Origin of the sequence: Enterococcus sp. AZ063 (genome assembly GCF_051715045.1) — a bacterium.
GTDB classification, from domain to species: Bacteria; Bacillota; Bacilli; order Lactobacillales; family Enterococcaceae; genus Enterococcus_D; species Enterococcus_D casseliflavus.
This window is the reverse complement of record NZ_JBIOTA010000001.1, coordinates 697,501-716,775: the sequence shown is the minus strand read 5'-3', so window position 1 is coordinate 716,775 and position 19,275 is coordinate 697,501. Positions and strand designations below refer to the sequence as shown.

Here is a 19,275-nt window from a genome sequence, read left to right as displayed (position 1 = left end):
TGGTCTGTCGTGCTTAATTGATTTTCGAAAATTTTTGGTACAACTGGTGGAAGACGATCAGAAACTGCTCGACTTCTGCCATTGTATTGCTCTCATCTAAACTGATACGAACAGCCGATGTTGCTAACTGTTCTGGAACGTGCATCGCATGAAGCGTACTGCTGGCCATCTTTTTACGGGAGGAACAAGCGCTCGTCGTCGAAAGATAGATCTGCTTTTCTTCAAAGGCATGGACTAAGACTTCTCCTCGGATCCCTTTTAATGAAAAACAAAGTATGTGCGGCGCAAACCCTTCTGTGCCAGAAAAAAGCGTGACTTTCTCGTACCCAGCCAGTGCTTCTTGCAAATAGCCTTTTAGTAATTGAACATGGTTCGGCTTTTCAGCCTTTTGTTCTGTCACTAAACGTAGGGCTTTTGCCATAGCAACGATTGCTGGCACATTTTCGGTACCGCTGCGCTGGTTTTGCTCTTGCCCACCGCCAGTCATCAATGGCGCCAACTTACGACCTTGTTTCCAATAGATAAATCCGGCGCCACGAGGTCCGTGAAATTTATGTGCAGAGAACACGGCAAAATCGACTCGCTCATTGAACCATTGCTCTTGCGGGACCTTTGTGATGGCTTGGACGGCATCTACATGGAAATGGATCGTTGGATGGTCCGCTAGCACAGCTGCGATCTCATGGATCGGTTGGATCGACCCTACCTCATTATTGACCGCCATCACCGAAACCAAAATCGTTTCTTTGCGAATCATGTTTGCTAATTCAGACACGTTGACAAAGCCTTGGGCATCGACAGGCACAACACTGACCTCAAACCCTAACTCGGCTAATTGAGCCGCTGTTTCACTGACGGCAGGGTGTTCAATACTGGAAATAATCAGGTGATTCCCATAGGCTTTTTTCGCTAAAGCAGTCCCTTTGATGACCCAGTTGTCTCCTTCAGTCCCCCCACTGGTAAATGCGATCTCTTTGGAAGAAACGTTTAACAGATCGGCGATCTGCTGACGAGATTGCTGCAGCAGACGATTGGCTTGATTTCCTAAATCATGCAGGCTTGAGGGATTGCCGATAATTCGCTGACTGACTTGGACATATGTATTTAAAGCTTGTGGATAAATAGCGGTTGTTGCACTGTTGTCAAAATAGATCAATGATAGGACCCTTTCTCTAAAAAAATTCTTTCCCATTATAACTGCTCTTGGGCTGAGTTTCAAGGTGACTCGCTGGCTTTGGCTTTTTTTAAAGGAAACTTTTCCTTCCTTCGTAAGCGGTACTCATGCAGCGAGCCATTCTTTCCATGAAAAAAGCCAGTCAGTTTTTCACTGCTGGCTTTCGTATTATACTAAGTCGCGGTTATTGAAGTAGAAGTTTTCGATCCGTTTGAAGGCACCTGGTTCTACTCGTTCCAACGCTGTGCCGATTTCATCTAGCGCATCTTGATAGCGATATTCTTTACTGAACAAGTAAAGTGATTTGTCGATCGCTGCCTTGATATCTGGATGAGAATGACGATAGCGGTTGGCATATTGCATCATTTGCTCAGTCAATGCCGCAGCATCCACTAAGTCTTTTGTTTGTTCATCTAAAAGATCAAGATCTTCTTCACAGACAGAAACCAATTTATTGATTTCTTGCATGTTGATGCGAATCTTGTTCAATTCTTTGCCTAATTCTTCGACACGATCCGTTGCCACGAAGAAGAATTCTAAATACTCGCCTGGCAAACCAGGTAAGCGTTGTTTCTCAACAAACCGTTTCAAGTTGCGTAGACGGAATTCGAAGCTTTCCACTTTTTCTTGTGCAACTTTTTCGCCACGACGTAATTCCGCAAGAGAATCATCGATTTCGACTTGCTGGCTTTCCACATCATCCAAAATCTTGTAGGCATCTTTGTAGAAGCTTTGCACTTCTGAATAAGGAATCTCATGTTTTTCCAATTTCGGTAAGTACTCGTTGTTGCGGCGAGCCAATTCGTCCACTTCGGTTTGGAAGCCGCGGACGCGACCCAATTCATTGTGATTCAAAGTATAGCTTTGTGCCGTATGATCCAACTCGATCAACAACTGACGGTTGTTCTTCGTTGCATGGTCAATGTAGTCTTCGATGATCTGACGATTTTTCATGACATATTTCTTGGCATTGATCTCACGTTCCATCACCGTATACAAGGCATCGATATCACTTGCAGTATCACGGCTTGCCACTTCAACGGAAGCGACTTCTGTTTTCGCTAGATCGTTCATGGAGTTTTCAACCCGTTTTTTCACACGGTTGATTTCTTCTTGGATGTTTGCTTCTGGGAACATATATTTTTGTTCTAATAATTTTTTATAACCTTCTTGGATTTCTTTCAACTGATCAGGGAAGGTACGATTTAATTCTTCGTACGCCGCTGGGATCCGTTTCATTAGGTCTTCCACTTCATAGGTGTGTTTTTCCGCTTGGTCTAACACTTCCCGTGCTTCCACAGGATCGCCAGAAGTATTTAAGGTAACAAATTGGGTGAACTCAATTTCAATGTTTTTGATTTGTTTTTGCAGCTCATTGTAAGCAGGACCGAATTCTTCGCCTTGATCCCGCAGCTTCTTCTTCAAGTCTTCGTAAACGTCCAGCGCTTTTTGGACTTCCAGGGAATTTCGTTCTTCACTTTCTCGTAATTCTTTCAAGCCTGCGCGAATCTCTTCCACTTGGCATTCCATCTCGTCCATGGTCGCTTCGGCTTGGACGATCGCCCCTTTTGCTTTGAAAAAGCGGATGCGTTCGTTCAGCTCTTCCACTTCAAAGATTTGACTTTCAAGTTCAGCAAAAGATTTTGTGGAGATATCTGTCCATTGTTGGTTCCACTCACGGAAGGTGTTTTGACTTTGACCAACCAAGTGCATTCTTTTTACTTCATCGACTTCTTCGATCACCGGCAAGTCAAACAGATTTTCTTTGCGTTTTTCCAAGTCATTCAGCTTTTCTTGGTTTTTCTTCCGCATGAAAAAGCCAATTGCATACAAGACCGCTGCGATGATGATGATGGCAATGACAATTCCAAAGATGATATTAGTTCCCATTTTGTGGTTCCTCCAATTTTCAAATATACATGTTTCGTCTAAAACCTGCTGATCAGCAGATTGATTGATAAGTTCGTTGAGTATAAAAAGGACAGATAGTCCCTTTATAAAAAAGCATCTACGCTAGATTATAGCATAAAGAAAAAAATCAAGCATTAGATTGAGGCAAAAAAGATCGACTTTTTTCGCATCGAATAAAATAAATCACGGCTTTTCCAGCGATAATGAAAACAAATCGTGAAATTTACATCAACAAGTGACTTTTTTTCTGATTTTTCCGATTTTTTTCAAGAAACCGCTTGATTTCTCCCTATTGAAACTGTACTCTAGTAAAAAGCTTGAACAGGAGTAATGTCAAATGAAAGTAGCGAAATTCGGAGGCAGTTCCCTTGCCTCAGCCGAACAAGTCGAAAAAGTTGTTGCGATAATTGAAAGTGATCCTAAAAGACGGTTTGTTGTTGTTTCAGCGCCTGGTAAGCGTTCCAGCGACGATCAGAAAGTCACCGATCTGTTACTAGCAGTCTGTACCCGTCTGTGTGCCCAAGAAGAAATCACTGATTTAATAGAAGAAATCTATGCCCGCTATACAGCGATCGCTGCCCCCTTTGGGATCGAACAAGTCCATTTAGACCGCATCTGGCAATCATTGGCGGCTTTTCAAACGCTGCCTACCCAAGACAATCCGCATCTTTATGATACGGTCTTGGCAAGCGGCGAAGACAACAACGCCAAATTGATCGCAGGGATTTTACAAAGCCGTGGGTTAGCTGCTCGCTACATGAATCCGCAAGAACTTGGGCTGCTGGTGACGGATGAACCTCAAAACGCCCGTATCTTGAACAAGTCGTACGCCAAGATTGCACAATGGCGCGACAGTCCTGAAATCTTAGTGATTCCTGGCTTCTTTGGCTACACAGAAGACGGCGAGATCTGTACCTTCTCTCGAGGAGGATCAGATATTTCTGGTGCCATCGTGGCGGCTGGTCTGCAAGTAGATTTGTACGAAAACTTTACCGATGTCGATGGGATTTTTTCTGCTCATCCAGGCTATGTTCATCATCCAGAGTCCATCAAAGAAGTGACCTACCGAGAAATGCGAGAGCTGTCTTATGCAGGCTTTACTGTGTTGCACGATGAGGCGTTGATGCCTTCATACCATGCGAAAATTCCCGTGGTGATCAAAAACACCAATAATCCAAGTCATCCTGGTACCTTGATCACCAACCAGAGAGACAATTTGGATCAGCCCGTGATCGGCGTTGCCAGTGACGAAGGCTTTTGTATGATCTATATCCGCAAATACTTGATGAACCGCGAAGTTGGGTTCACGTTACGGGTCTTAGAGATTTTCCGTGAATTTGATTTAAATTATGAACACATGCCTTCAGGAATCGATGATATCTCGATCATTATGCGCTCCAACCAGTTGAATCCAGTATTGGAAGAAGAATTGCTGCGCAAGATCGCCTACGAGATCGATCCCGATGAACTGCGAATGACCCACGATCTATCCATGGTCGTCGTCGTTGGTGAAGGAATGCGTCAACGAGTCGGGATCACTGCCGACAGTACCGCTGCCCTTGCGCGGAAAAATATCAACTTAGAGATGATCAACCAAGGGTCCTCTGAGGTCAGCATCATGTTCGGTATCCACAAAGAACAAGAAAAAGCCGCTGTCAGAACCCTTTACTACACTTTCTTTGATTAAACCAAACGTGCCAGTTGCACCACTCCTTTTGCTGATAAGCAATCGGAACGGGCAACTGGCACGTTTGGTTTTTATTCTGACGATTCTTGGGCTTGTTTTTGTGCCAATTGGCGGTTGATTTCTGCCTTGATTCGCGGTTCAGGAGCAAACCGTTCTTCCCAATCGCTCGGCTTCATGACTTTGTGGGTCTCAGGATCATAATGAGGCTGCCCATCTGGGAAAAGTTTTCCCATGTTGGCGTCATGAACGATAGCCAAGATCGGCGCTGGATCGACCCCTAACAGTGAAAACGAGCCATAGGTAAAATACAGCAGATCACAAAGCGCATCGACTTGTTCTACTAGAGAATCACTGACAGGCTGTTGTTTGGCAGCCAGCTTGGCTTGGGCTTGATCGATCGCTTGATGCAAATGCTCCAGACCTGCTTGAAAGGTCTCTTCGTCATTGTTGCTGGCAGCATAAAGGAACTCAACTAATTCTTCAATTTTAAAACCAGCACGAAACTGGGCTTTTTCCGCTGAAAAAGCTTGTGGATATGGCGGTCGCGTTGGATCAAAGGTTTTATGAAACTCTTCCGTCATTTCAAATGGACTCATTTTGCTCGCTTCTTTCTGCTTTTTCTCATGGTTTTGTTTTATGGTTCTGCGCTGTCTTCTACGTTGCTTCATAGATTGGCTACTTGCCTATTTTTTTTATTCCCTGGCTTGGGCATCCTCGGCAATGATGCCAAAATGGATCAAGGCTTTCTTGATGCCGTCATGATCGTTGGTATCCGTCACAAAGTCGGCACTGGCTTTGGTGATGGGCTGGGCATTGCCCATCGCAACGCCGATCCCCACGCCTTCTAGCATTTCCACATCATTAAAATGATCCCCAAATGCCATCGCTTCTTCCATCGCGATCCCTTCATAGGCCAAAAATTCTTTGATGCCTTTAATTTTCGAACCGTTTTTCGGCACGATGTCAACAGAATAGGCATTGGATCGCTTAAAATCACATTGTGGCAGCTTGGAGCGTAATTTTTCGCGCTCTGATTCAGGGCTCAGCATAATGCACTGATAGATAGGCTCTCGTAAAATATCCAACGATTCATAGCGTTTGGCGTTGCGATTGGGACTAAAACGCTGCAAGACTTTCTTTAAAAAACCGACGGGAAATTTTTTGGGCACATAGCGTAAGTAGCGCTGCATGACGGGTGATTGGCTTAAGCGGATCGTTAAGCTGCCAGCCACTTGGGTTTCTCCGCCAAACATGACTTGGCGGTAATTTTCATCTGCGTATTCTACGATCGCTTCCAGCGTTTGTTTTGGAAAAGGTTTGGCATAAATCAAGTTTTCCTTCGTATAGACATATTGGCCGTTATAGGTGATAAACATGTCTAACGACAAGTAATCGATCACCTTCTCTAAATCAACCGGACCACGTCCGGTGGCAATGCCGCAGAGGACGCCATTGGCTTGGGCTTGTTTGATGGCTTCACGGGTACTGGCAAGCGCCTTGCCGTTGCTGGCGATCAGCGTGCCATCAATATCAAAAAAGATTGCTTTTATCATATGACTCCTCAAAATAATTTCAACTGATTAGGATTTAATGCTTCGTAATCGATCTGCAGCGCATCGATCAATGCGCGGGCATTGTCAGCGGCATCACGACCGGCATTATTATTGAAGACCACTGCGACTTCTTTGGCATTGGCTTCGATGGCTTGGACCGCTTGTTTTAACTCCGTTAGTTCGGCTTGGTCATAGCGATACAAGGTCCGCAGATTTTTGGCATCTGGTCCCGTCGCTGTCCAGCCGCTGTCGTTGCGTCCATGAAAACGGCACAAGACAAACGCGGGATTGGTCACGGTTGGATCAAGGGGAATGGTAGTCGATAGCTTTTTCGGCTGATCAACAACTACTAAGGAAAACTGTTTTCGCTTCATATAATCGATCATTCCAGGATACAGTTTCGGCTGATACCAGCTGCTGTCTCTCAGCTCGATCGCCACTGGGTAGCCCGCAAACCATTCTCGCACTTGGTCTAAATAGGCAACATTTTCTTTCGTACATTTAAAGCTGTTGGGAAACTGTGCCAATAAGCAAAAGAGTTTGCCTGCTTCTACCATTGGTGCGATCGCTTCTTTATAAAGCTGCAGCGCTTCGGTCATGGTCAACTGATCTGGCAAATCTCCTTGGGTAGTCACACTTTGATGGACTTTCAGCACAAAGCGGAAATTTTCGGGAATCTGGGTCAACCAGTTGCGCACGTCTTTTTCTTTTGGCAAAAAATGATAGGTGGTATCCAGCTCAACTAACGGAAAATAACGGGCATACTCAAATAATTTCGAGTTTTTTCTTTGCACGAGACTGCCATGTTCACTAAATGTGGTACAACCAATTCGAATCATTTTTTCCCATCGCTCCTTGTTTTCTTATTTTAATAGTATACAATAGTTTTGAGTTAAGAGTAAATAAATCATTGCAGGTGATGAAAAAATGAAACGAATTCTCGTGTTGCACACTGGCGGCACCATCGCCATGAAAGAAGACACCCTGACAGGCGGCGTCAGCCCTGATGTCAGCAATCCGCTGATGGATGCACCGATCCACATTGACGACGATGTTGAATTGATCGTCGAAGACATTTTTAATATTCCCAGTCCTCATATGACCCCAAAAGAAATGCTGCAGCTGAAAGAACGTATCCAGCTGGCGCATTTAAGCGGTGTCGATGGGGTCGTGATCACTCACGGAACCGATACGCTGGAAGAAACAGCCTTCTTTTTAGATACCACAATCGGCGGTCAGTTACCGATCGTGGTGACTGGCGCCATGCGCTCGAGTAATGAAATCGGCAGTGATGGGCTTTATAACTTTGAAAGTGCGATTCGGGTGGCGAAATCACCTGATGCCTTAGGAAAAGGCGTCTTAGTCGTGATGAACGATGAGATCCATTCCGCACGTTATGTTACGAAGACCCACACCACCAATATTGCGACGTTCCGCACCCCGACATTAGGGCCGATCGGCTTAGTCACAAAGCACCGTATCTTGTTCATGCAAGAGCTGTTAAATAACCGCCATTTGGATGTTGATCGTGTCGATGGTCTGTTTCCGATCGTCAAAGCCTATGCGGGAATGACTGGGGAATTGTTCGATGCTTTAGCCGACTCGCTGATCGATGGACTAGTGATCGAAGCTTTAGGCGCTGGCAATCTGCCGCCGCAGACCATAGAGCCTTTGAAAAAACTGATCGCTAGAAACATTCCAGTCGTCTTAGTTTCTCGCTGCTTCAACGGAGTTGCCGAGCCGGTCTATGATTACTTAGGCGGCGGGATCGAATTGCAAGCTCTTGGGGTGATTTTCTGCAATAGCATCAATAGCCAAAAAGCCCGCATCAAATTGCTGATAGCGAAAAACCGTGGGTTGACCATGGAGGAGCTGCCTGATTTCATGGAGAATTAACCAAACAAAAACCCTTTTGCCATTCCGCTAACGGAGGCAAAAGGGTTGTTTTATTTTTCTCGCCAAGTAAAGATGGCTTCACAGTAAGTATCCTCACCGATCTTGATCTCGTGGATCGTTTGCAGCGGCACAGCCTCGCCGGCTTCATCGACTGTCTTCTCATTGATTTGAAAATGGCTTTCAATCAAATGGCCGTAAGCCACTTCCCGATCAAAGCGGATCGTCACTTGTGTCACTTCATGTTTTGTTAAAAACTCATAGCCTAAGACGTCCATCAGCCAATTGAAATACATGGCATTGTTGACATGCTGATTGCTATCAATATCGTAGAAACGCACCCGATACGGCAAAAACTGTCCTTGCGTGATAGGGGTGATCTTCGGGTAGCGTTTGATTCGCTTGATTTTTTCACTGCCAAAAGGCGCCACGATCTCATCTGGTACACTGCTGACTTTGCGCGTCTCAGGGTCCATCAACGCAAAAACCGCCTCGATTTTGACCAGTTCCGTTCCGTCTTCTGCCAATAACCAGAAGTAACGGTAGCAGAAAAATTTATTGTATTCTCTCGCCTGGGTCGCCACTTGGATCTGCTCCCCTACGCGCGGCAAACGAGTCACCGTTATGTGATAGCTGGTGATGATCCAGGTCAAGCCATAACTAGCGATGACTTCTGGTCCGCGGTTTAACGCCGCACTTTGTTCCTCTGATGTCTTGATGGCGATGCCTAGCATGGCTGGAAACGTCATCGTTTGGTTGACATCACATTCATAATACGCCACTTCATGTGTGGTTTGATACTTTGCTGCCATAGTTCTAATTGCCTCCTAAAAACGACTCAATATTTCATCGACACTTGGTCCATAGCTTTCGCCAAATTGATTCAAATGGACCAATAAATAATACAATTGATACACTGGCAGTCGCTCTTGCCAATCCTCATCTAATGGATAGACTTCTTGATAGCCTTCCAAAAATTCCTGACGAAAACCACCGAAGAGCTGGGACATCGCAATATCCATTTCTCGATCCCCATAAGCGACTGCTGGATCAAGAAACACTGGTTCTCCTTGCTGATCGAACAGCACATTCACCCGCCAAAAATCACCGTGTAATAAAGCAGGTGTGACGCTGCGATCACGCCAATTCTCATGCAAAAATTCTTTCAAACGCAGATAAGCGGCTTCCCGTTTGGCATGCCAGCGGTTACCCAGCTTCGCTAGTTCGACTTGCACATCCAAACGGCAGACTGTATAAAAATCAAGCCAATCGGTGGTTTTCGGATTGACTTGCGGCAAAAAACCGATGTAATTGTCTTCGTAAAACCCAAAAGACTCCTGCGTCTGCTGATGAAGCCGAGCCAAGCTTTGACCTAAGCGTCGCTGCTGTCCTTCCCCACCATCGATCCATTCCATCAATAAAAATGCCCTCTCTTCAGTCTGACCAAGACGTTCGATTTTTGGCACCCGCACGAAAGGGGCTAATTCAGCTAAGCCGTTGATCTCTGCTTGAAAGAACACCGATGAAACATGAGGATGAGTTTTTAAAAAATAGCGATTTTCTGCTGTAGTGAAACGATACGTTTGATTGACATCCCCACCACTGATGGGCGTCAGCGAGCCGGTCATCCCGATTGCTGCGAACAATGCTTCCTCCATACGGATCTCCCTTTCTTTACTCAGTCAGTTGGGCAGTCAAATACGCTTGTTCCTCTTTCGTCACCCCTAGTCCCTGCAGGAGATACTGATCGACCGAACCGAAATGCTGATCGATCGCAGCCAAGCTTTCATCAAGAAAACTCTCTTTGGCACTCATCAAAACTGTGATCGCCGTTAACAACTCTTGCGGTAAATGCTGGGTCATTGGGGCAAATTTTTCTTTTAGCATTGGGGCTAAATAGCGATTGGTCGCTAAATAATCTTCTTTGATCGTCGCTGGTGCCACAGCCAACACATGCAGCAATAAAAAGGCGCCAAAGCCTGTGCGATCTTTGCCAGCGGTACAGTGGAACAAGGTTGCACCTTCGCCTTCCGCATTGGCAATCACATGATCAAAGAACTGCCGATATTGTTGGCGGGCATAGTCGCTTTCAACAAAGTGACGGTAGACTTTTTTCATCTGCTCTTCGGCATCTTCCCCATCTTCCAAGCGCTGCTTCAAGCTTTCTGGCGACAAGGAAACCATCGTTTCGTCTTCTTTGAAAATAGGTAAAAAAAGCTGCTTTGCTGTGGCGATCGGTCGATCAGGCTGTGCATTGGCTTCAGCGATGGAGCGAAAATCAATGACCTGATTGACCCCATAGTTTGCCAGTACTGCTTGATCTGAAGCAGTCAATTCATTGATCGCCGCACTGCGGATCAATTTTTTTCGTTTGATCGTCGTACCGTTTTTCGTTTGATAGCCGCCAAGTTCTCTGACGTTTGCTGCTCGTTCTAGTTGAATCAATTGTGTCATTGCTTATCCCTCCCGCGATGTTCTAGTTAAAAGTATAGCAGAAACTTCGCTATTAAGGGCACTGAAACCTAGATTTTTCTATGAGCTGAGCTTTAACGGACAAAAAAAGAAAGACCACACGCAGTCTTTCTTTGCTTTCGCTTGTTACAAAATGTTTCTATTCGGCTTCGATCACGGCGGCAGAATCATCTAAGATCGAACGATCCAGTTCGTTGATACGACTGCTGGTCACCATTCCCGCAACCATACTGTCGCTGACATTAACGAGTGTCCGTGCCATATCGATCAATGGTTCAACAGAAATAACTAAGCCTACGATGGCGATCGGCAAGTTCATTGAGCCTAAGACGATCAATGAAGCAAAGGTTGCGCCCCCGCCGACACCAGCAACGCCGAATGAGCTGATCGTAACTACTGCAACTAGCAGTAGGATAAACTGCCAATCAAAGACATTGATCCCAACCGTTGGTGCAACGATCGTTGCCAACATCGCTGGATACACACCCGCACAGCCGTTTTGACCAATCGATAACCCAAAGCTGCCTGCAAAGTTAGCCGTGGCTTCATCAACACCTAACGCTTTGGTTTGGGTTTCGATGTTCAATGGCAAGGCTCCCGCACTTGAACGAGAAGTAAAGGCAAAGCTCAAGACTGGAAAAGCCTTTTTGAAATACGTTACTGGATTGACCCGAACAGCGATCAGCAATAATGAATGAACAAGTAAGACCAAAATCAAAGCCGCATAAGAGGCGATGATAAATTTGCCTAAGTTCAAGATGGCTTCAAAATCACTTGAAGCTAATACGTTTGTCATCAATGCCAAAACGCCATAAGGTGTCAGGCGCAAAACTAACGTGACGATACGCATCACGATTTTATATAAGCTGTCCATCAAATTCGCAAAAGTTTCCGCTTCTTTCGGTGATTTGCGTTTGACACCAAGAAAGGCGATCCCAACAAAGGCTGAGAAAATCACGACCCCGATCGTACTTGTCGAACGAGTACCGGCAAAGTCGGCGAAGACATTGCTTGGGATGAAGGAAACGATTTGTTGTGGGATCGATAGGTCTTGGACTTGTGTCGAACGTTCCGCTAATTCTGCGATCCGCGCTGTTTCCGTTGCCCCTTCGGTAAAGCTGGCACCGTCAAGACCAAAGACCATGACCATCACGATCCCGATCAAGGCAGCGATCGCCGTTGTCCCTAGCAAAGTCGCAAGAACCGTAAAACTGATCTTCTTGATTTTTTCGCTTTCTTTCATCTTGGTGAAAGCACCAACGATCGAAACGAAGATCAAGGGCATGATCAGCATTTGCAAGAGAGCTACATAGCCGCTACCGACCATCGTGATCCAGTCAAGAGCTTGCGTGACAACGTCAGAGCCTGTCCCAAAAATCAGCTGCAGCACGCCACCAAAAACGATCCCGACGAACAACGCCGCAAAGACCCGCGTAGAAAACTTCACGTGACGTTTTTGCAATAAGTAGAACCCATAAATAAGGGCAGCAAAAAGTAGAACAACAATAATAGTTAACAGATTTGTCATTTGAATCCTCCTTTTGTTCAATAAACATGACAAAGTCTGTCAGAGGAAGTAAAGGTTCCCAGTGACCATTCTTCAACAGTTCACTCTAATGAGACGTGTGGCATCATTAGTGACTATTCCATTTTAAAGAAGTTTGCTTCATCTTACAATAAATAAGTTCCCACTTTTCTGGGATGGTACCGCTTTTTTGTCAGAAAATAAAAAAAGAACCGTTGCCGCAACCCCACACTGTTAGGATTTCTACTTTCCTAACGGTTGGATTGCGGCAACTGGTTCGTTATTTTTTCATTTCGACTTTTTGAAAAATTTCAGAGAATATTCAGGCAATCATTAGAAATTGCTGTCTTACGCTAAAGCACCCATTGGGTCCCAAGGTGCTAAGACTGTTGGTTCTGCTTCAAAGGCAGCCAATTGTTCTGCTGTCAGGAACTCTTTGCGAACCACGATTTGATAGGTGTATTCATCCATCCACGCATCGCTCATAACGAAGAAGCCATTCGTTCCGACTTTTTCACCCCAGCTGTTTTCGACTTTCCATTTGGTTGATTCGCCGTCGATCAAGTCAACGCCAGTCAAGACCATCGCGTGGGTCATTAAGCTTTCGCCAAAATCTAAGCGTTCTGCTTTGGTCATCGTAAAGTCGATGTCAAATAGGTCGTTGATATCATACGCATCTAATGCCATGATCCCAGTATCTCTGGTAGAAGATTGACCGACATCACAACCGAACCACACGGACTCCCCTTGTTCCAATTGAGCGATCGCTAATTTTTTGAAGGTCGGCATATCGACGTTCAAGTATTTGACTTCTTTGCCGCCAACCACGTTGCCTAGCATTTCTACGGTATACGATTGATTGTAAGGCTTGTCGGCAGTTGGTGCGTTGATGATGCTGACATAATCGTCAAGGTCCACCCCGACATATTTTTCATAAAAGCTTTGCGGTGTTAAGTTGCGATCAATGTGATAGTTTTTGTCTTCATCACGGTATTCAAAATCAAAGGTTTCTGGCGGTGTGCCTAAAGAAGTCGCTAAGAAACGATAAATGTCTTCCAACATCGCTTCTTTGGCTGTTTGGATGTCTTCAGCTGTTTTGCCTTCAGCCACTAGCTGACGCAAAGCAACCGCATCTTTACGCAGTTTTTTGTTCAAGTAATTGTTTAGGTCACGAGAATTGGAAGAGTTGCTGCTTTCTGGCATGACCGTTTTTGGTACGACACCATATTTTTGGAAAATCGAAACGATCATGTCCCATTGCCCACCATCTTGTTGTGGTGTTTGCAATAAGAAAGCAACTTTGCGACTTGTTAAAGGTTCGTTAGCAGTTGCTAAAATATTTTCATAGAAATAGTTGGCTTTTTCGTATTTGTCCCAAAAGAAGGTATGGTTTTGCGACAATTCAAATTCTTTTAAATTGAAATCATTCAACATCTTATGACGGAATGTATTCAATGCGGCAAACATCCAGCAGCGGCCTGATTGTTTTTGGTTTGAGACTTTCCCGGTTGTCACATCAACTGAAAAAACTGGCACATTGTTGACTTTTGCTGACACGTTTTCCGCAGAAGCGGTGATCCCATTTTTCACAACACTCCGTTGTAGTGCCGTTTGTTTATTATTGTCTTGATACGCTTGCGCAAAGGCAGCGGTGGTCTTTTTTGAAATTTCTGACATATTTCTTCATCCTTTCACTTTCCGTTCCTTCCATTTTACGCCTCTGCCTCTCAAATAACAACCGCTCCTAGAAAAATGAAAGGATCATCTTTCTAAGAGCGGTTGCTCGTATCAAGGATTTAAAGAGTTAGCATTAAAAGCAAAAAGCCAAGTAAAACAAAGGATAGTCCTCGTTCAAATCGTGCATAAAGGAAGCGGATCGGGCGGCTAGCTAGCAAGATCGTCAGTAAAACACTGGCTAACACCAACGTCACAAAGCCTAATACCGACAGGTTCAAGTCGGTAATCGCTAATGCCCGCAAGCCCTTGATGAAGATCCCCTGTAAAAGATAGACCAGCAGGGTGTTTTTGCCCCACTTCGTAAAAAAGAGGTGCTCTCTAGGCACGAGGCTCAGAAAGCCGATGATCCCCATCAGCCCGATCACGAAAAAGACCGCACGCAAGGGACCGCCGAACAACGGATAGCTCAAGTAATCGTCATAAGGCTTGGAACCAAAAACCATGTACTTGTTCATCCCATGAAAAAACGCGATAAAGGTGTAGATGATCGGTAAGAAAAGCAAACTGATAGTCCGAATCTTTGGTTTCAATAAAAAGCGCATCTCATTTTTGGGAAAATAAAACCCGATGATGAAAAACGGCAAAAAGACAAAGGTCCGCTGCAAGGTCAACACTTGATTTAAAAACGGCACGTAGCCAGCAAAGATGCTCAAGCCAATACTCAGCAGGATCGCCTGCTTTTTGGACATTTTTTGAAAGATCAACAAGGAGAGCTGCCAAAAGAACATGCTAAGCAAAAACCAAAGTGCCCATTGCGGATTCAACAGTTGGATTTTTAACGACTCCCGTAGACCGATCAACCAGTAATAGACGGTGTAAAACACCTGAAAAAAGACATAAGGCAGCAAGAACTTTTTCATCAGCTCACGAAGCTTGTGTCCCTTCGTCAACGGTTTGGCAAAGTACCCAGCCAGAAAAACAAAAGCTGGCATGTGGAAAGTGAAGATAAAATAATATAGGTCATGATAAAACTTCTGATCGCCGATAAAAGGCTGTAGTAAGTGACTGAAGACGACCAAGATCATCAGTAAAAATTTTGCATTATCAAAGTAAGCCGTTCTTTGCGATTGGCTCATAAAAAGTTCCTCCTCTAAGTTGTATCTGTCAAAGGATACCTGATCCATGAAACAGAACTGTAACAAGCTATTTACTTTTTCCTAACGATTCTTGTTCATTTGATTACTAGTTGCTATTTTGTATCGTTTGTATTAATATATATAATACAAAGGAGCTGTTTTCGATGATATTTGATATTCAAACCCAAAGCAACCAACCGATCTACCATCAGTTGCGGGAACAGATCATTGTCGGTATCGCAAAAGGCGATTTATCCGCTGGCGAATTGCTACCATCCATCCGTCAATTAGCCGAAGAGATCGGCATCAATACCATGACGATCTCAAAAGCCTACAATTCCCTCAAAGAAGAAGGCTTGTTAGTCACGGATCGCCGTAAAGGAACCGCCGTTGCCGCACCACCACCGTTTACTTCTGGACAAGAAGCGGAGTATCGCCAAAACTTGCAGCTGCAGCTAGCAACCGCTCTCTTACACGGCAAAAGCAAGCAAGCGCTTTTAACGGATGTTCAACAACTGCTGGACCAATTTCCTGAAAGGAATGAATGCAAATGACCTATCTTTTTTTCATTATTGCTCTTGTCCTCTGCGGGACGACCGCCTTTGGTTTACGCTTGATCAGTAAACCCCACAAAAATGTTTTACTCGAAAATACCCTTGCGCCTGAGCATCTGGATGATCCTAGCGTCCACAGCTTGATCACAGAATTTCGCAAGCGTATCTTACAAATCGTTTGTACATTTAGTGTAGCAAGTCTCCTTTTTTTGTTCAATTTATCTGACTCCATCATCCTTACCCTGTTCTGGCTTTATATGGCCGCTTTGCTGGGGACAGCTTACCTGGTGCAAGTGCATTACATCGGGAAAATGCGGCAATTGATCCTTGCCAATGGATGGGAACTACCTATCGATCCGATTCGGATCGATACCAAACTCGTTCAAGCCAAAAATAAACGGATGCTGCCGTGGTATAGCCTCGTTCCTGCGGGGATTTTGTTGATGATCAGTTTGTACCAAGCATGGCAGTTGCCTGATCTTTCTACAGGATACTTGATGGGCGGTGTCTCCTTAGCAATTTTTGCGCTGTTCCTCTATCTCTGGGTGATCATCAGTCGCTTACCCGTTCGCGGGATCAGCGGTGATTCAGCTATCGACCAGCACATCAATGATTTAACAAAACGCTATTGGTCCTTATTGATCGCTGTCACTTGTACCATTACACTACTCTTGTTGACTGTCCCACTGGCGTCCATGTCCGCTACTGGAGCATTCAGTACTATCCTCTTACTGCTCTTTGTTGTTTTGGTTGTTTTCTTGATCGTCTTTACCTTCTTCTTGTTGCTAGATCTGCGTAAAAAGCAAGATCAGCTCTTAGAACCAGCAGGACAACCGCGCTATTATGGTGAAGATGCTTACTGGCGATATGGTTTTTACATCAATCCTAATGATACGCGACTGTTCGTTCCTGACCGTGTTGGGATGAATATCGGCATCAATCTAGGCAAACGTAGCGGACAAATCGTCTCAGGTATCACCGCTGTCTTCTTACTTGTATTAATGGTCGGTACCATCATTCCGATGTATCGCTTAGATTTCGCTCCTGATGCGATCACCGGTGAAGTGCAAGGACAAGAAGTCACCTTCGATGCACCAATGACTGGGAAAACAACGGTCTCTTTGGCAGATATTCAAGAGGTGGAATTGATCGAAGCTTTGCCATCGCCTCGTGTTCGTACCATGGGTGTAGGAACCGCCAGTTACCAAATCGGTAAATTTACCGTTGCTGGTGATCCTGCCAGAATGTTCGTGGACATAAACTCGACACCTATTTTAAAAGTCACCACCAAAGATGGGCCTACCGTTTTTTACACAAATAAAAAAGCCGCCGAAACGACGGATTTATACGAGGAACTAGTACAGAAGATTTCCTTAGCGGAGTGAGTGTTCTGGAGAAAAAACTGGAGAACCCATTATCCCCAGGCTATCCACAACCAAAAAAACGACCTTCCGAAACGAAGGTCGTTTTTGATACTCCGGCAGTAGGACTCGAACCTACGACATCATGATTAACAGTCATGCGCTACTACCAACTGAGCTATGCCGGAAGAATCTATCTGTACTATACCAAATAGTCAGATAATTTAGCAAGAGCAAAAATCAATTTTTTGTTCCTTTTTTTCAAGAAAATCCCCTTTTAGAAACTTCCCTTCCCGCAAAGTGTTTTTCTCAAGAAATATCCGAAAATCTCATTGACAAAGCAGCGCCTTTACGGTATTCTATATCTTGTGTTAAATAACACGCCGCTTTAGCTCAGTTGGTAGAGCGCATCCATGGTAAGGATGAGGTCGACGGTTCAAGCCCGTCAAGTGGCTTTGGTAGGACAACGTTTGTCGGACGTTGTCTTTTTTTTGTGCATCTAATTCCCAAAGTATAGCGATAATTTCTGAACTTAATCATTCGTATGCCCCTAATTTCCTGCGATATACAAAAGAAATAAGATCGTAAAACCCAATAGTAGGACCGATACAACTGCTTTCACTATCCTCGCTGCATCTTTAATTTTAAACAAGAGCGTATATAGATTAATAAAGTAAATGATCGACAGAGCTGCTTCTTGCGAATATTCTTTCACTTGGATCAAGCCTAGCCATATAATCAGCAAAAGAATCGAAAAAACAACCAAATAGTTTTCTGCAACACGTTTCATTTCATTCTCCTTTTCAACAATAGACATTTGCAACCAGCTGAATCGTAGAACTCAGTAAATTATCAGCCCCTCTCTCAAATACTTTTCCTACATCCTTTGCTTATTAAAAGTGTAACAAACTATCTCTTCTAACGGTCAACCTTATTCAAATTAAATTAAGATTTTTTGATAAAACGACTAAAACGGGGTTTTCATTCGTTGCTCACAGCTCAATTTTAGATACATCTTTTTTACCACAAAAAACCCGCTCTCCTAAAGCTAAGAGAGCGAGTTTTTCAACTACAGTGAATTTTTTAAAAGGATACGCGTTATGCTGACTTAAAAAATAACATACTGTTTCCGTTTGATTCAACTTCTTACTTCACGACCAACACCGTACATTTCGAATGATTGACGACATAATCGGTGGTTGAGCCTACGACAGCTCGGGTCAATGTGCCTTTACCAGTTGCACCGATAATGATCAAATCAATCGGGTACAATTCTGTTGCTGCATGAATGATAAAGCGTTTTGGATCGCCGACTTCAACGATTACCTCAACCTCTTCTACCCCATGCTGATTGGCATCATAGATTTTTTTCAACATGTCCGTTTCCACACGCAATTTTTCTTGGTCAAAAATTTTTGCAAAAGCATAGGCACTTGTGGATAACTCAGCATTGTTGATAACAGAGAGGACATACAATTTGGCTTTGTTCATACGACAAATCGCGAGTGCTTCTTGGAACGCTTTTTCTGACTGATCCGACCCATCCAAGGCAACAAGTACATTTTGACAATTACGTAACATCCAAATCGCCTCCTTTTCTTTATTTTACCACAAAAAATGGAAGCGTTACAAAAAAGGACAAGGTCTACTCTTAAGAGACCTAAAACTTCCTTTAAGATTTGTGAAGTTCCTTACTTGTCTCCGTGATTATGCAGTAAAATAAAGAGAAGAATGATTCGAGGTGAAAGAAATGCGCTCTTTTTTCCAGGCTGCGGTCACTGTGCTCTTGTACTTAGGGCTTTTCTTGCTGATAATCGGTATTATCGCCTTTTTCTTGCTAAAACTTTAAGCTTGGTTTGTTGAAAAGCAAGTTGCTGTCACATCCCTAAGAGGAGTGATACACTTAGTTTATCAACAATTATCGAAACGAAACAGTTTGCTGCTCACTCGTTTCAAAAAGGAGATCATGCAAAATGGACTTACATATTACCCCTACTGCCGCTGCTCGCTTTCCAGAAGGACACGACTTATATATTCTGACGAGTAATGACGGATCGAACCAATTTTCTTCAGCAGCTGGATGCTGTATGATCGGCGAACGTTTTTTGATCACACCGATCGACGAACCGTTAGACGCATACAATGAGTTAGTCTCAAGCAATCAGTTTACTTTCTTTACATCAACCTATGATCAAATGTTCTTGACTGGTCATCTGATTCTAGATGTTCACCCAACTTCAGGAACCTTGATTTTGAAAAACGAAAGCGGCTATTTGGATACCAATCTTTTATTGGAAGCCTCTCCGCAGCTGAAACAAACGAATGCGTAACA

General features: G+C 44.2%; 18 protein-coding genes and 2 tRNA genes. 6 read left to right on the top strand and 14 right to left on the bottom strand.

Annotated elements, in window-relative coordinates:
- Window positions 1-13: 13 nt before the first annotated feature.
- On the bottom strand, window positions 14-1,156 hold the full coding sequence (locus IGK61_RS03270) for an aminotransferase class V-fold PLP-dependent enzyme (RefSeq protein WP_074536395.1): 1,143 nt from the start codon (window positions 1,154-1,156) through the stop codon (window positions 14-16).
- Window positions 1,157-1,342: 186 nt separating this feature from the next.
- A complete protein-coding gene (gene ezrA / locus IGK61_RS03265) occupies window positions 1,343-3,064 on the bottom strand; it encodes a septation ring formation regulator EzrA (RefSeq protein ID WP_074536349.1) in 1,722 nt (573 codons plus the stop codon).
- 358 nt (window positions 3,065-3,422) lie between these two features.
- Between ezrA and IGK61_RS03260 the strand changes: the two genes are divergently transcribed.
- Window positions 3,423-4,772 carry an aspartate kinase gene (locus IGK61_RS03260; RefSeq protein ID WP_074536348.1) on the top strand — a complete coding sequence of 450 codons (1,350 nt, stop codon included), beginning with the start codon at window positions 3,423-3,425 and terminating at the stop codon, window positions 4,770-4,772.
- Window positions 4,773-4,843: 71 nt separating this feature from the next.
- Here the strand turns inward: IGK61_RS03260 and IGK61_RS03255 are convergent, their stop codons facing one another.
- From IGK61_RS03255 to IGK61_RS03245, 3 genes are all read right to left on the bottom strand, one after another.
- Window positions 4,844-5,368: a haloacid dehalogenase gene (locus IGK61_RS03255; RefSeq protein ID WP_034695349.1), complete on the bottom strand. Its 525-nt coding sequence runs from the start codon at window positions 5,366-5,368 to the stop codon at window positions 4,844-4,846.
- Window positions 5,369-5,464: 96 nt separating this feature from the next.
- Window positions 5,465-6,325, bottom strand: a complete 861-nt coding sequence (locus IGK61_RS03250) for a Cof-type HAD-IIB family hydrolase (RefSeq protein WP_005225142.1) — start codon at window positions 6,323-6,325, stop codon at window positions 5,465-5,467.
- An 8-nt stretch (window positions 6,326-6,333) separates the two neighbouring features.
- Complete coding sequence (locus IGK61_RS03245) at window positions 6,334-7,164, bottom strand: DUF72 domain-containing protein (protein ID WP_005225141.1); 831 nt, start codon at window positions 7,162-7,164, stop codon at window positions 6,334-6,336.
- 88 nt (window positions 7,165-7,252) lie between these two features.
- Here IGK61_RS03245 and IGK61_RS03240 point away from each other — a divergent pair, with 88 nt between their 5' ends.
- Complete coding sequence (locus IGK61_RS03240) at window positions 7,253-8,221, top strand: asparaginase (RefSeq protein WP_074536347.1); 969 nt, start codon at window positions 7,253-7,255, stop codon at window positions 8,219-8,221.
- Window positions 8,222-8,271: 50 nt separating this feature from the next.
- Here IGK61_RS03240 and IGK61_RS03235 read toward each other — a convergent pair whose 3' ends face one another.
- From IGK61_RS03235 to IGK61_RS03210, 6 genes are all read right to left on the bottom strand, one after another.
- Complete coding sequence (locus IGK61_RS03235) at window positions 8,272-9,030, bottom strand: acyl-ACP thioesterase domain-containing protein (protein WP_015509041.1); 759 nt, start codon at window positions 9,028-9,030, stop codon at window positions 8,272-8,274.
- Between the two features lie 15 nt (window positions 9,031-9,045).
- Window positions 9,046-9,876, bottom strand: coding sequence for a fructosamine kinase family protein (locus IGK61_RS03230; protein ID WP_074536346.1), 831 nt, complete (start codon window positions 9,874-9,876; stop codon window positions 9,046-9,048).
- Between the two features lie 16 nt (window positions 9,877-9,892).
- On the bottom strand, window positions 9,893-10,672 hold the full coding sequence (locus IGK61_RS03225; RefSeq protein ID WP_074536345.1) for a tyrosine-protein phosphatase: 780 nt from the start codon (window positions 10,670-10,672) through the stop codon (window positions 9,893-9,895).
- Window positions 10,673-10,829: 157 nt separating this feature from the next.
- Window positions 10,830-12,218: an L-cystine transporter gene (locus IGK61_RS03220; protein ID WP_010747447.1), complete on the bottom strand. Its 1,389-nt coding sequence runs from the start codon at window positions 12,216-12,218 to the stop codon at window positions 10,830-10,832.
- 345 nt (window positions 12,219-12,563) lie between these two features.
- Window positions 12,564-13,892, bottom strand: coding sequence for an aminopeptidase C (locus tag IGK61_RS03215; protein ID WP_005225135.1), 1,329 nt, complete (start codon window positions 13,890-13,892; stop codon window positions 12,564-12,566).
- 119 nt (window positions 13,893-14,011) lie between these two features.
- The gene (locus IGK61_RS03210) at window positions 14,012-15,028 is read right to left on the bottom strand and encodes an acyltransferase family protein (RefSeq protein WP_008377006.1); all 1,017 of its coding nucleotides are present in this window, start codon (window positions 15,026-15,028) and stop codon (window positions 14,012-14,014) included.
- 164 nt (window positions 15,029-15,192) lie between these two features.
- On the opposite strand from IGK61_RS03210, the gene IGK61_RS03205 reads away from it, so the two are divergent.
- Together IGK61_RS03205 and IGK61_RS03200 are read left to right on the top strand one after the other, a co-directional pair.
- A complete protein-coding gene (locus IGK61_RS03205; RefSeq protein WP_074536342.1) occupies window positions 15,193-15,582 on the top strand; it encodes a GntR family transcriptional regulator in 390 nt (129 codons plus the stop codon).
- Window positions 15,579-16,967: a hypothetical protein gene (locus IGK61_RS03200; RefSeq protein ID WP_438844687.1), complete on the top strand. Its 1,389-nt coding sequence runs from the start codon at window positions 15,579-15,581 to the stop codon at window positions 16,965-16,967. Before IGK61_RS03205 ends, IGK61_RS03200 begins: the two co-directional genes overlap by 4 nt.
- A gap of 90 nt (window positions 16,968-17,057) precedes the next feature.
- Here IGK61_RS03200 and IGK61_RS03195 read toward each other — a convergent pair.
- Window positions 17,058-17,131 (bottom strand) — tRNA-Asn (locus IGK61_RS03195).
- Window positions 17,132-17,325: 194 nt separating this feature from the next.
- On the opposite strand from IGK61_RS03195, the gene IGK61_RS03190 reads away from it, so the two are divergent.
- Window positions 17,326-17,398 (top strand) — tRNA-Thr (locus IGK61_RS03190).
- 95 nt (window positions 17,399-17,493) lie between these two features.
- Here IGK61_RS03190 and IGK61_RS03185 read toward each other — a convergent pair.
- A complete protein-coding gene (locus IGK61_RS03185) occupies window positions 17,494-17,733 on the bottom strand; it encodes a hypothetical protein (RefSeq protein WP_074536339.1) in 240 nt (79 codons plus the stop codon).
- Window positions 17,734-18,089: 356 nt separating this feature from the next.
- The gene (locus IGK61_RS03180) at window positions 18,090-18,524 is read right to left on the bottom strand and encodes a universal stress protein (RefSeq protein ID WP_074536338.1); all 435 of its coding nucleotides are present in this window, start codon (window positions 18,522-18,524) and stop codon (window positions 18,090-18,092) included.
- Window positions 18,525-18,916: 392 nt separating this feature from the next.
- Between IGK61_RS03180 and IGK61_RS03175 the strand changes: the two genes are divergently transcribed.
- Window positions 18,917-19,273, top strand: coding sequence for an iron-sulfur cluster biosynthesis family protein (locus IGK61_RS03175; RefSeq protein WP_074536336.1), 357 nt, complete (start codon window positions 18,917-18,919; stop codon window positions 19,271-19,273).
- The last annotated feature ends 2 nt before the right edge of the window (window positions 19,274-19,275 follow it).